We start from the raw sequence: 13,243 nt of genomic DNA, 5'->3' as shown, positions 1-13,243 counted from the left end.
TTCAGTATATGAAATCGATTCCATATATATTTGAGATTATCCTGCCGAACTGCTGCTCTTTAATTTATTGCAGATAGCACTCAGAATTATTACAATTTATATGGCTGATTTCTTTTGAATTATTGTTAAGAAAATTATGAACTGTTAGCCTATCTGCACGCTTGAATCCCTGACTACCAGCCTGGGAAGCAATCTGACCCTTTTCTTTTCACTGTTTTCGTTCAGGATATTATCCATGAGTATCTGTGCAGCATTTCGCCCTATTTCCTCCTGCATCATTGCCACAGAAGACAGCTTTGGAGTCACCCTGATTGCTGATTGTGTATTATCCATACCCACTACTGCCATATCGTCGGGTATCCGCAGGCCCGACTCTTCCAAGGCACTCATGGCACCTATGGCCATAAGGTCATTTGCGGCGACTATGGCAGACGGAAGGCTTTCCCTCTTTAACAATTCCCTTGTGCACGTATAGCCTCCGCTTTCTGTGTAGTTTGATTGCAGGATGTATTTCTCATTGATCCTTAACCCTGCGTCAATAATAGCATCCCTGTATCCTAAAAAACGCTCGCGGCCGGTTTGTTCCTCCATATTTCCGCCCATAAAGGCAATTTTCTCATGCCCCTGCTTCAGTAAATGCTCAGTAGCCATTTTAATACCAAGATAGGTATCAACATAAACATAATCGAAGCTGTCATTTTTATGTGCTGATTCATACTTATTGGTAATGACCACCGGCACATTCAGAGAATTGATTGCCTTTATATTTTTTTCACAGAAATTGAAGGAAACCATTATCATGCCGTCTGCAATTTTTCCCTTAACATTTTGTATTGCCTTCAATTCCTCATCCAGACTGTGTTTTGTATAAATAAGTATCATGAGATAATCATATTTCTCAAGTATGCTGTTGACACCGTATATCATATCAAAATAAAAAGGATTGCATATGTCGGGAATTGCCAGAACTATTCTTTTTGTCCTTTTTGAGCGCAGCATCTTGGCTGAAGAATCCGGTATATAGTTCAGTTCCTGTGCAACTTTTTGGATCAGGCTTTTTGTTCTTTCATCACAATATCCACTGCCATTAAGGGCCCTTGATACCGTGGAAGCCGATACACCCGCTTTTTTTGCAATATCATATATTGTACTCATACATATTACTCCCGTATCATTATAATTTGTACTGGCTAGCATCACCTATATAATACTATACCTTGCCTCTTCACTACAACAATCCGGAAGGATATTTACGCCCGGTATCAGTCGGCAGGCAGACGGGCTCCATGTATAACCCAATCCTCCGTCTTTACTTTAGTCCGCTCATCTTTATCCCTTCTACCAGATGCTTCTGCAGTGCAAAAAATATTATGATGATTGGTATTACGGTGATGACTCCGGATGCCATGATCGCATTCCAGGGCGTATCCGAACGGCCTACAAAGTTTGCAAGGGCAACCTGGAGCACCCACATGCTTTGTTTTTGAGTTACAATTAAAGGCCAGAGATAATTATTCCAGTTTGCTATAAAGAATGCCACTCCCAGAGTCACGCTTATGGATTTTGACAAAGGCAAAAATATTTTTGTGAAAATGCCCAGGTATGAGCATCCATCTATCGTTGCAGCCTCTTCCAAATCATCGGGCATCGTTATGAAAAACTGTCTGTAAAGGAATATCCCGTATGCGTGCGGAATTGCCGGTATAATAATACCTTTGAATGAATTAAGCCAGTCGAACTGCTTCATTAATATGAACAGAGGTATGGTAATCACGGAAAAAGGTATCATTAAAGTACTTATGATCCAAAGAAACATACCCTTTTTGCCTACAAAATCGAGCCTGGCCAATGCATATCCCGACATGGCATGGAATACCAGGGCTACCAGTGTTACAACCGTCGAAACAAAAAGAGAGTTTGAAAAATATCTCCCAAAATTCTCATTTAATGCAGTTGTATAGCCATCCAGGGTAAATGTACCGGGTATGATTTTCATATCAAACACATCTGATTTGGGCTTTACGGATGATATGAACATCATGTAGATGGGAAAGACCACCATTATTCCTAAAATCGCCGCAATTACGACTTTTGTAATATATATCTTTCTATTTCTTTTTGCTTCCAGTGTTTTACTCATCTGAATTCCCCTTTGTTATCCTTAACTGGATTAAACTAAATACGAATATGATGGCAAACAATACAAATGCCAGAGCAGATGAATATCCGACCTTCATATATTCAAATGCATTTTTATATATATAATAAACTGATACGTTGGTTGCATCAGCAGGTCCTCCGTTTGTTAAAATCTTGATTTGGTCAAAGACCTGAAATGAAGCTATGGTAGTAACTATGAGTACAAAAGTATTTACCTCCTTCAGCAAGGGAAAAGTAATACTCTTGAAAACATGGAAAAAATTTGCCCCATCCAGGTATGCCGCTTCGTAATAGCTGACAGGAATGTCCTTCAATGCCGCCAGAAAAATTATCGAATAGTATCCTATAAGCATCCATGCCGAAATAAATGCGATACAAAAGAGCGCCTGTCTCGGGTTTCCCAAAAAATCCTGGGCGGGAAGCCCGATTGCCCTCAAAATATCATTGATGAAACCCCTCTGAGGATCCATCATAAATCTCCATATAAGGGAGGCCACAACAGTAGATATTGAATATGGGATAAAATAAAGAGTTCTGAAAAATTCCTGTGCCGAGCCCGGAATTGAATTCACAAATACCGCCAGTAAAAGTGAGATGCAAAATACCATGGGCACAAACATTAATGTATAGAGAAGGGTAGTCCATACCGAATGCCACCATTGTCCATCCGAAAGCAGGTTTTTATAGTTTCCCAATCCGATATATTTCATTGGCTCCAGAACATTCCAATCATGAAAACTGACATAAAGAGCTATTAATATAGGGACAAATATAAACAGGGCTATACCGATGACATCAGGTGCAAGCATAAAATATGCGAACAGGTTCTCTTTTACCTTTTTGCTTTTTATACCATATTTTTTTCTTGTGGTCATTGTTGAAATTGATAAATTGTTCATGGTAATCTCCTCTGGACTGTTTTATACCGCCCCGGCCCCAACTGAACCGGGGCGGCATAAAATTACGTTTTCCTTATTACATGGCACCATTGTAAGTCTTCAGGAAATCAGCAATCTTATCATTTGCCTTTTTGGCTTCCGACTTTGGATCTCCGTTATTGAACATAACATTCTGAAGTGCATCACCTACGGCATTTACGATTTCAGAAGGATATCTGGGCTCGCCCACTGCCGAATCATATATTTGATTGGTAAATACCTCTCTCAGACCTTTTGTGTAAACATCCTTACCGGCTTCAATAACTGATTTTCTCGGGGAGTAAGCGAATTTGACCTTTGTACACCATTCCAGAGGGATACTGGTATCCTCGGCAAATGCCCACATTGCAAATTTTGCAGCTGCATCGCTATTCTCACTTTTACCGTTCACCATAAGTTTCCATCCGCCGGCAGCTGTGGCAGCTTTGCCGCCTTCCGGAACCGGCAGCGGAACAAGACCTATATTGGTGTCCTGGTAATTGTTTTCGAGACTGGCTATAGCCCATGTGCCGCATACCTGCATGGCAGCCTTGCCGCTTCCAAGGAGTGCAATTTCATTGGTCAATGGAATGGAAAGCTTTGAAGGTGCACCAGCCTTTATAAGATCCCCCCAAAGTTTCAATGACTTTTCAACACCTTCACCTTCAAAGGTAGCTGTTTTTGTGCTTGAATCTATGACATTGGCACCTGTCTGCCAGAGGAAGGGATACCATGTAAAATTCTGATAATAGCCTTTGCTCGGTTCAACTATCAAGCTTGCAATATCGCCCTTCTTCAGCTTTTTAGTCGCATTTACAAGTTCGTCCCATGTTTTTGGAGCCTCAAGCCCTGCGGCCTTGAACATGTCCTTGTTGTAATACAGGCCCAATAATTCTATTTCAAATGGAATTGCAACAATTTTTCCATCTACGGTTACTGCATCAATGGCACTCGGCAAAAAGTCCTGTTTCATTTCATCAGTAAAGTATGATGTCAAATCCTTTGCTACGCCGCTGTTTGCATATTTCAGGAAATCACCCGGACTCATTACAAATACATCCGGACCTGCATTGGCCGCAAAAGCAGTTGTCAGCTTTGTGCCCATGTAATCAGATTCGGGGAAATTTTCATAGGTGACCTCAACGTTTGGATTTACAGCCTTGTATTTCTCAGGCAGCGATGCCATAAATTCTTTTTCTGCGTTTGTATGGAAAGTCCAAAATGAGATTTTTGATTTTCCCGCAGAGCTTTCGGTTGAATTTACAGCGGTATTTGTGGTGTTTGAGGTATTTGTGGCCTTTGATGAATCATTTGGAGCACTTTGACCTGAGCCGCAGGCAGCCATACCCAATACCAGGCCTGCCGCAACTGCCAGGCTTGCCAATCTTTGCATGTTCCTTTTCATTTATTAAATCCTCCTTTAAAGAAATATAATTTGTTTCATCCAAATTATATTGCCTTTGGCAAAAAATCGTAATGTAACGTTTCTTGGATTATGTAATCTATTTTTGGTAAGAATAAATGCTGCCTGATAAACCGAAAAATATTTTTTGAAAATCATCAAAAAAAAAGGTACAAAATCCAAGACTTGTACCTTTTTTATATTTATATATATAATATTTATAAAGTTTTTTCTTTCATATCAGAATATCTGACTTTCGCCTCCAATATACCCGTGAATTTGGTCTTCGGCAAATTTGGCGATATCATCTATTTTCTTGTCCGAATACATGGCATCCTGCAGAGCCTTGCTGATAGTGCTCGATATCTCCACCGGATATCTGGGCTCCGGTATGGATCTGGACATGACTTCCTGCATAAAAAATGTATTTTTACCCTTGTAGAAAATGTCCCTGTTGTTATCAATGACAGACTTTCTGGCAGGAACCTTTGAACTGGCCTCGGTACACCATTCCAAAGGCCTTGATGTATCCTCCCCCCACATCCATAAGGTAAACTTGACGGCATCTTGAGCAAACCTGCTATTTGAATTGACAGCCTGGTACCAGCCTCCGTATACGCTGACACTACTGCCCCCGTCGGGATGCGGAACCGGAACTATACCATATTCAAGATCAGGATAATATTTTTCCAGCATGCGTACAGCCCAGAATCCGCATATCTGCATTGCCGACTTTTCGGTAGCAAAGGGATAAATATCGGAGGGTATCTGCACGCTGGTTTCCTGGGTATAATTATATTTGGCCAGGTTCCTCCATAGGCTTAATGCCTTCGCTCCCTTTGTTCCGAATTGTGTTGCAGCCATATAGCTGTCAGTTGAACCGGTGGTCTGCATAAGAAAAGTGTAAAAGATGAAATTCTGATAATCATTGATTTGAGTTGGCAGACAAATGCCGGATATATCATCGGATTGCACTGTTTTCGCACAGCTTTCCAACTCGCTCCAGGTAGTGGGCGGCTTCAGGTGCTGCCTTTCGAAAACCTTTTTATTGTAATAAAGTGCCACAGGTTCCCTTTCTATAGGTATTCCCAGTACTTTTTTATTATATGTGGCAATCTCCAGGCTCTGAGGATTTAGATCCTTTCTCAGTCCGTCGCTTATGAAATCATCCAGAGGCAGCATATACCCCGCCTTGGCATATTTGAGAAAGCTCCCTGCCGAAATCATGTAAATATCAGGTGCACTGTTGGTGGCAAATGCGGTAGGCAGCCTGTTGGTCAGATAATCGTTATACGGGATTACCTCGAAGTTTACCTGAATACCTGGATTTTCTTCATTCCACTGCTTGACCCACCTGCTGATTACATAATCCTCTTTATTTGATCTGAATTTCCACATCTCCAGATTTTTCACATTCTCGGTATGATCTGCCTGGGATATCTCACTCCTGGGTGAGCAGCCGGTAATATTGATAAGCAGCAATATAGCCGTCAGACAGGCGATACACCTTGATATTACGTGTTTAACCATTGTTAAGTATCCTTTCTCTGTATTCCGAGGGTGACATGCCAGTCAGTTTCCTGAAAACCTTTATAAAATATCTGGAGTTTGCATATCCCACCATTTCGGCAATGTCCTGGGTTTTAAGATCCACCTGCATCAGCAGGACTTTTGACTGATCTATCCTCACGGTGCTGAGATACATGGAAAAAGACTCTCCTGTTTCCTTTTTAAAAAGATCGCTCAGGTAGGATTCGTTCATATAGAATTCCCGCGCAATCTGTCTTAAGGTTATGTCATTAAAATAATTTGTATTGATATAGCTCTTTATATCACTGATAACCTTTCTGCAAGCTGTTTTATTCTTTTCATTAAAATATTCCGATATTTCCCTTGTATAAGTAATAAGCATGTCCTGGATATCATTTTTGTTATCAAGCCTGCTCAGCATTTTATACATCTCGTTTGTCGTGGGGAATTTCATTTTTTCAATAAAACGGTCTTTAAAAAGGTTATGCATGACTACTATGACAAATTCCATGATATGGCTTTTAAACTTAATGGGGTCCATATTTGAAATTTCAGCAACCTTGTCAACAAGCTCGGTCAAAATACCCACCGCCTTGTCAAAATCGGCAAATTGTAAGGCCTCAATATATTTGTGTTCGGTATCCAGGGGATACTCTGCCGAGCTTTTTTCAACATTCAGTTCATCAAAGAGTATTATGCTGTTTTTTTCATAAAACACCTTGTTTCTTAAGATATACAGGCATTCCTTAAAGGCTGCATTGATCCTGTCAGGGCTGCTGTAGCATTTGCTTATTCCGATTGTGATACTGTCGAGACCGCTTTCAAGCAGTTCTCTATGTATTTCGCCTGCAACTGTCTTAATGTAAGCCGGGCTTTCATGGTTTTGGTTCAACAGGCAGCAAAAGCTTCCGTCGAATAAATCAACTATGCAGCCTCCTCTTTTATAAATGGAAGCCTGTACTTTCTGCCTGTTTGCAGACAGCATATCCATTTCCTCTTCTGTTTCATGAAAAACTGAAATGGAAAAGTTGTCAAGCCTTATGATAAACAAAGCAAAGGTTTTGTAAAAGCATTCATTTTCCGGAACCTTTCTCGTTGAATGTCCGGGAGCTGTTTCATACAGCATGTCCATGAAAAATTTATCCTTAAGCTGCAGCAACGCTTTTTCTTTAAAAAGCTTAAGCTCGCCTTCCTCTTTGATTTTGCTGTCTCTTTCCATCAGCATCTGCTCAATTTTTTTCAGGCTGCTTATAATGTCCCTGTAGTCAGGTGGCTTTAGAATGTAATCCACCGTTTCAAGCCTGATTGCTTTTTGTGCATAGGAAAAATCAGGGAATCCGCTCAATATGATAAACTTTATATCAGGCGTAATTTCCCTGGCCCTTTGAACCAGCTCCAGACCATCCATGCATGGCATTTTTATATCTGTGATAATAACATCCGGTTTCTGATTAATAACCGCAGCCAAGGCCTCAACACCGTTTTTATATTCACCCGCTATATACCAGTCCCCGCCCGACCTCTCAATCATGGAACGCAATCCTCGCAGTACTTTTGGTTCATCGTCCACAAGCATGATATTAAGATTCATAAATGCCTCCTTGAAACTTAATGCATCATTGTTAAAGATATTTCTACAATTACTTTTGTTCCGAAACCTTTCCGGCTTTCAATTTTTACTCCGTATTTCCCGCCGTAATAATATTTTATTCTCTCATGTACATTGAGAACCCCAATACCCCCATGGCTTTCCTTGACATCCTTCTTTTTTCTGAACAGTTCTTCTATTTCCTTCTCCGTCATTCCAGACCCATCATCTATAATTTCAAAAATCAAATTTTCTCCGTCTCTGAACCCGTTTATTGTAATATTGCCATAACCCTTGTCCTGCATAAGCCCATGATTAATTGAATTTTCCACAAAGGGCTGGATTATAAAACTCAGCATTTCACATTCCATTATGGATTCATCAATGTTTATCTCATAGTTCAGACAATCCTCAAAACGTGCCTTTTGCAAAAACAGGTAGTTTTTGATTTGCTGGACCTCCTCCCTGACGAATACGTTCGTACTGCCCTTTTTTATACTATACCTGAGGATTTCCCCCAGTTTGGTTACTATGTCGGCAATTTCATAATCATTTTTATCTATCAGCATCCAATAAACGGTATCAAGGGTATTATACAAAAAATGGGGCTGAATCTGGGCCTTTAACGCTCTGAGCTCCGCATCCTTTTCCTTCAGTCCCTCATTGTAAACCTCTTCCAGCAGGCTCTGAAGCTGCATGGTCATATGGTTGAAAACTTCGCTGAGTTCTCTTACTTCCTCTGTTGCACCTTTTGTCAGGGACAGGTCTGTTTGAGCATTCAAATCCCCATCGGAAACCTTTCTCATGGTAAAAATCATGTCCCTTATGGGCCTTGTGACATTGCTGGATATCAGCACCGATATATAAACGGCTACCACAATTGCTGCTATTCCTATTATTAAGATAAATTTCTGAATATAGTAAAAATTTGCATTAATCTCATGGATGGCCACAGCATTCATCAATACCCAGCCTGTCTGCTGGTTATACAGGGTATTAACAACAAGATCATTTGTGATAAAATGCCCTTTTGAAGATTTAAGCTTCTCTGAAGCAATGGAACTGCCCAGCTCTGCCGTCACGTTTATGCCTATGCGGTCCTTGTCCTTGCTGGATATGATCTTCCCGGCACTGTTTGCAATATAAAAATCTCCTTTTTCGCCCTCCATATAAGTGTCTTTCCATAAAAGCGATTCCCTGACAGCCATAATCATTATACCCAGATCCTCAAACGTATCAATACTCCTGAGCTTCCTGGCAACAAAAAACATGTAGTCGCCGTGATTATCTGCGGCATAATGAATGAACCTGCTGTCCAGGAAAACCATTTCTCCGTTTGTATCAGCTATTTCAGATTTAATCTTTTCAATATTCCTGGAAAAATATTCTCTCAATTCATTGTCCGATTCGCTGAAGGTATTCCCCGCATTAGAGAAAAGGAATACTGCATCAATATCATTTGACAGCACATACTGCATATCCCGTGATATTTCGTCTTTGGATACTTCGGTATTGCTGTTTTTGAAAAGCAGATCCAGGGTCTCTCTGTCTGAAATTATGGTTTTGGAAAAATTATCAATCTCTTTTACAAAATTATTCAGTTTCTCATTTTTCTGCCTTAACTCCACCTGAATAAAATTATTGTTTATTTCATTTATAGTAGTTTGCATTATATAATATGTTGCGGCTTCCATAAATATTAAAAGCACGAGAATTAGCAATAAAAAATTAGTAAAAATTCTTTTACTTAAGCCTTTGAATTCTATATTGAATTTTTTCATAATATCTTCTTTCAATTCATGTTTATAAATATAATATGAGATATTAAACCATAGATTAATACTTCGCAACTGCACGCAAACTGCCGCTTGTATTATGTGGCTCTTCCATATTGCATAATACAAATACATATGACACTCATAGCCATACCTGTACTGTAATGATATATGTGTAATCGATATCACATTTTAATTATATTTATAAGTATTGATTATGTCAAACTGTTTTGTCTATGTGTTAGTCTATGCAATCCAGGTCGGCAAGGTCAATTATGTAAATTATATGCCGAACGGCAGGCGGCATATAATTTACCGACTGCCATCTGTTTATTGATATGAAAAGACAGGGGCATCTTGGACGGGTTCCACTCCATGCCGATTACTCCATGTTACAGGAACACAATGGGTTATAAAGCCATATATGAATATGAAACCTTTCAAAATTATAACACAAAAGCCCTTGGGCAAACTCCAAAACGAAGAGAATTAGATATACCCATATGCTTTTTTTCACCACATTCATGATCATCCCAAAAAGCTCTAAATTATTTATTTGCTAATTGTGAACACATGTTAACACCTCGTTAGTAAGGGTCAATGCAAATATATGAACATTTCTTCTTTGTGGTAAAGTCAGCAAAACAACACAACCGGGTTTAATGGGATATCTTTTTGCAAAAAGCCTTGCATTAAAGTTGTGATAATTTGTCTTGCCGTCTTTTCTTTCGGCAGCTGCTCCAATCCAATATATTGTTTCTTCAAAAATGGCAGATTGATAAAAATCACTAAAATCGGTTGTGATCCTTTGTTTAGTTCCGTCTGAAAGCTCAATTTCTATGTCCTCCCTATAGTTTCCAAACTCAGCACAACCCAGTATACTAATGTATCTGGCATCAATACCCGGAATCCAAACTGTCTGACCTTCGCAGCTGATATTGTCAACCTGTCCGGTATAATACCGGTATATAAAACTATATCCGCCTTTCTTCCACTCCTCATTTATCACAACATCCTGCATTATGTAATGAGTTCCTTGACCGGTAATGTCAGCAGTAGAATTGTCATTTAGGGTTGCTTCAAAGGCCTGATTATTATAATATCTTGTTAAATCCACATAATAGTTTATCTCTTTTTTCTTTCTTTCATTAACAAATAGACTCTGAATCAGATTAGTGAGCCTTTCATCACCGTCTAGAACCATATTACACAATATCTCTTGCTTTTCTCTAGTAATTTTCGCACCTGTAATGCTGGCCGTATATAAAAAATCAAGTATGTATCCTCGAATCTTTTCTATATTTTTTTCAGTATTTTCTGTCAAAGCCATATCCAGATTTCTTTGCTTGCAATGGTCATACAAAAGGTAAAATATAGGCTTTATACTGCCATAAAACCGGCGTCTTGTAAATTCTATGTAATAATTAAATTTTTCAATTTGTTCATTATAGGAATTAATGACATTTATCAAGTCATTTTTATAGTCCCGAAACAACATCAATGAAACATTTATAACATCATTCGTATCAATATTGTTTTCCTCAGTCTTATGCATAGAATATATGCTGTTTGCAAATACTGGGGTTTCCTTAATATACTGCTTATTTGATTCATCATATATATCCTTCAACATATCAAAGGTTAATTGTAGTGAAAAAAATATATCGGAATTCTCATAAGCATCAACTATATCTCTTAATAAGGATCCTTCTTTAATACTGAATGTATTGTTATTTTCTCCGTACTCATTCACAATAATGGCATGATCCAGAGTAAATGTGCTGTCTTTATAGTATTTATTGTAGAACAGCGAGTTGTATTTTACGATCAGAATAACAGGCCGCCCTTCAAGGATTTCCTGGGCAATCCTGTTCACGGTTTCTTCCGGAGAGTCCCCGGAGCAATCTATTTTCTGTAACTCCAAACCCATGCAACTCAATATCCTGTTTGCAGTGCCTACAAAATCTGATTCAAAATAATTTTTGGTATTACTCAAAATGGCATGCAAATAACAAAAATAAAAATAGTTATTATAACTGAAGTACCCTGCGGCGGCAGCGATCGGTCCGCGTATACAGTCAACTTGTTGATAGCCAAAACCATTTTTGTACAAATCAATATCCAGGGTCTTTCTCATTATACCTCCTTTTCCCCTTGATTCTGGTGCAAATACTTCAAAACCAATATACTCATCACCAGAAAGCCAGGATAAGCCAGTCAAATGACAGTATTAAAAACCGTTATTTAATGATCTCCGAATAGCTGGACTCATTCCAAGGTTATTGCAAAAATATGTACATTTTTACAAACAGGTAATTCTATTTTTCGGACTCTCTTTTTTCTAAATTCATATGTCTTTGCTAACAAGCGTCCATTGAATTGAAATTTATGTGTTTTCCCATCAACCCTACGTGCTGCTATTCCGGACCAAAAGATTTTTTCCCCATATTTCGGTGGGATATAAAAATCAGAAAAATCAGCTTGTATATGAATCTTTTCTTCATTTTCAAATTCAATATTTATAGGAAGCTGAAAGTCTCCATGTTCAGCACACGCAAGTAAGGATATCTTTGATGCCTCTACGCCATTGATAGCAATTGTTTGTCCGTCGCAAGCAATATTATCGTATTGTTCAGGCTTATACTCGTAGATAAAGCTAAAATTCCCCTGATTCCAGACTGTGTTGCAGCAAACATTATTATCAATAATGTAATGCAATCCATCATGAGTAAGAGAAGCTACACTGTCATCGGATATACAGTTGGCAAATGCCTGATTATTATACATTTTCGAAATATCAATATAGTGATAATCTACTCCCGCTCCGCCATCATCTACTATAAATGAATTAATCAGGCTAATCATTTCATTATCTGTATCAATAACATCGGCCTTTAATTTTTGCCTTTTATCTTCAGGCAGTATCCTTTTTTTTAACATGGCTTTGTGTAAAGTAGTTAACACCACGGTTCTTAAATTAAATTGCCGGTCTTCTACTTCTGATATCTTTCTATAGCCGGCCGAATCCTCATCACAACAAGAGTACAATAAGTTGTAAATTGGCTTTAGAGTTCCGCAGTATCTTTTCCTAAAATATTCGATTAAACCATCGATTTCAGTAGTTGATTTATTAAAATTCCCGTCTTTATCATAATTATCGATAAAATTTATTAACTCATTGTTCCAATTATCAAAAATCTTCATCGCATGCATTAGAATAAAATTAGTGTTTATTACTTTATGTGTTTTCTTTTCCAAACTGTAAAATTTTTTATAAAAAGCTGAATTTTCAAGAATAAATTGTTCGTTTGCTATCTTCCAGATATCGCTTAGCATCGCTTCTGTAATGTGTAAAGGGAAAAATATATCAGTATTTTTATATGCATCTATAATGTTTCTGAGAAGGGTACTTTCTTTAATTCCAAATACATTTTTATCATCCAGATACTCGTTTATTATAAACGCATGATTCATTTTAAATGTATCACTTTTGTAATAAGTATTATAAAACAATGAATTATATTTTGTAACAAGTACAACGGGCATCCCGTCCATAATAACTTTTGAAATATTTGAAATTACCTCTATATCACTCATATCTGTACAATCAATTTTTCTCAAAGCCAACCCCATATTCTCTAGAATTAAGGTTGCATATTCATCTAAATTCAGTTCATTATACAGCTTATCACAAATTGATGTTTGAATATAAATACAATGTAAAAAACAATAATAGAAATAAAATTCATATGAGTAGTATCCGGCAGCAGCAGCAACCGGCCCATTAATACAGTCAACACTATCCGCGGAAAATCCATTTTTATATATGTCAATATCTAAGACTCTTCCCATATTACTCTCCATTCCACCG

9 protein-coding genes are annotated in these 13,243 nt (G+C 38.2%); all 9 read right to left on the bottom strand.

The features are described from left to right. Positions 1–144: 144 nt before the first annotated feature. The 9 genes from T344_RS0104355 to T344_RS0104315 all read right to left on the bottom strand — a co-directional run bounded on the left by T344_RS0104355 (position 145) and on the right by T344_RS0104315 (position 13,224). Positions 145–1,155 carry a LacI family DNA-binding transcriptional regulator gene (locus T344_RS0104355; RefSeq protein WP_027627691.1) on the bottom strand — a complete coding sequence of 337 codons (1,011 nt, stop codon included), beginning with the start codon at positions 1,153–1,155 and terminating at the stop codon, positions 145–147. A 154-nt stretch (positions 1,156–1,309) separates the two neighbouring features. Beyond that, the gene (locus T344_RS0104350; protein ID WP_027627690.1) at positions 1,310–2,140 is read right to left on the bottom strand and encodes a carbohydrate ABC transporter permease; all 831 of its coding nucleotides are present in this window, start codon (positions 2,138–2,140) and stop codon (positions 1,310–1,312) included. After that, positions 2,133–3,059 (bottom strand): carbohydrate ABC transporter permease, encoded by a 927-nt coding sequence (locus tag T344_RS0104345; RefSeq protein ID WP_027627689.1) that lies wholly within the window; start codon positions 3,057–3,059, stop codon positions 2,133–2,135. Before T344_RS0104345 ends, T344_RS0104350 begins: the two co-directional genes overlap by 8 nt. A gap of 76 nt (positions 3,060–3,135) precedes the next feature. Next, complete coding sequence (locus tag T344_RS27585; RefSeq protein WP_051571579.1) at positions 3,136–4,482, bottom strand: ABC transporter substrate-binding protein; 1,347 nt, start codon at positions 4,480–4,482, stop codon at positions 3,136–3,138. A gap of 237 nt (positions 4,483–4,719) precedes the next feature. Continuing rightward, positions 4,720–6,009 (bottom strand): ABC transporter substrate-binding protein, encoded by a 1,290-nt coding sequence (locus T344_RS0104335; protein ID WP_027627688.1) that lies wholly within the window; start codon positions 6,007–6,009, stop codon positions 4,720–4,722. Beyond that, positions 6,002–7,600 carry a helix-turn-helix domain-containing protein gene (locus tag T344_RS0104330; protein WP_027627687.1) on the bottom strand — a complete coding sequence of 533 codons (1,599 nt, stop codon included), beginning with the start codon at positions 7,598–7,600 and terminating at the stop codon, positions 6,002–6,004. The genes T344_RS0104335 and T344_RS0104330 overlap by 8 nt, the downstream gene beginning before the upstream one ends. Positions 7,601–7,617: 17 nt before the next feature. After that, the gene (locus T344_RS0104325; RefSeq protein ID WP_027627686.1) at positions 7,618–9,378 is read right to left on the bottom strand and encodes a sensor histidine kinase; all 1,761 of its coding nucleotides are present in this window, start codon (positions 9,376–9,378) and stop codon (positions 7,618–7,620) included. A gap of 553 nt (positions 9,379–9,931) precedes the next feature. Further along, positions 9,932–11,509 carry a hypothetical protein gene (locus T344_RS0104320; protein ID WP_027627685.1) on the bottom strand — a complete coding sequence of 526 codons (1,578 nt, stop codon included), beginning with the start codon at positions 11,507–11,509 and terminating at the stop codon, positions 9,932–9,934. Positions 11,510–11,640: 131 nt separating this feature from the next. Then, positions 11,641–13,224, bottom strand: a complete 1,584-nt coding sequence (locus T344_RS0104315; RefSeq protein WP_027627684.1) for a hypothetical protein — start codon at positions 13,222–13,224, stop codon at positions 11,641–11,643. Positions 13,225–13,243 lie beyond the last annotated feature (19 nt).

It is taken from the genome of Ruminiclostridium cellobioparum DSM 1351 = ATCC 15832 (assembly GCF_000621505.1).
In the GTDB taxonomy this organism is placed as follows: domain Bacteria; phylum Bacillota; class Clostridia; order Acetivibrionales; family DSM-1351; genus Ruminiclostridium; species Ruminiclostridium cellobioparum.
Note: the sequence above shows the minus strand (reverse complement) of the source record. Positions and strands in the feature narration are given on the sequence as shown.

Bases quoted from the DNA above. Each gene is read 5' to 3' on its own strand.
- T344_RS0104330 (WP_027627687.1), bottom strand. From the start codon at position 7,600: ATGAATCTTAATATCATGCTTGTGGACGATGAACCAAAAGTACTGCGA.
- T344_RS0104315 (WP_027627684.1), bottom strand. From the start codon at position 13,224: ATGGGAAGAGTCTTAGATATTGACATATATAAAAATGGATTTTCCGCG.
- T344_RS0104350 (WP_027627690.1), bottom strand. From the start codon at position 2,140: ATGAGTAAAACACTGGAAGCAAAAAGAAATAGAAAGATATATATTACA.
- T344_RS0104335 (WP_027627688.1), bottom strand. From the start codon at position 6,009: ATGGTTAAACACGTAATATCAAGGTGTATCGCCTGTCTGACGGCTATA.
- T344_RS0104345 (WP_027627689.1), bottom strand. From the start codon at position 3,059: ATGAACAATTTATCAATTTCAACAATGACCACAAGAAAAAAATATGGT.
- T344_RS0104325 (WP_027627686.1), bottom strand. From the start codon at position 9,378: ATGAAAAAATTCAATATAGAATTCAAAGGCTTAAGTAAAAGAATTTTT.
- T344_RS27585 (WP_051571579.1), bottom strand. From the start codon at position 4,482: ATGAAAAGGAACATGCAAAGATTGGCAAGCCTGGCAGTTGCGGCAGGC.
- T344_RS0104320 (WP_027627685.1), bottom strand. From the start codon at position 11,509: ATGAGAAAGACCCTGGATATTGATTTGTACAAAAATGGTTTTGGCTAT.
- T344_RS0104355 (WP_027627691.1), bottom strand. From the start codon at position 1,155: ATGAGTACAATATATGATATTGCAAAAAAAGCGGGTGTATCGGCTTCC.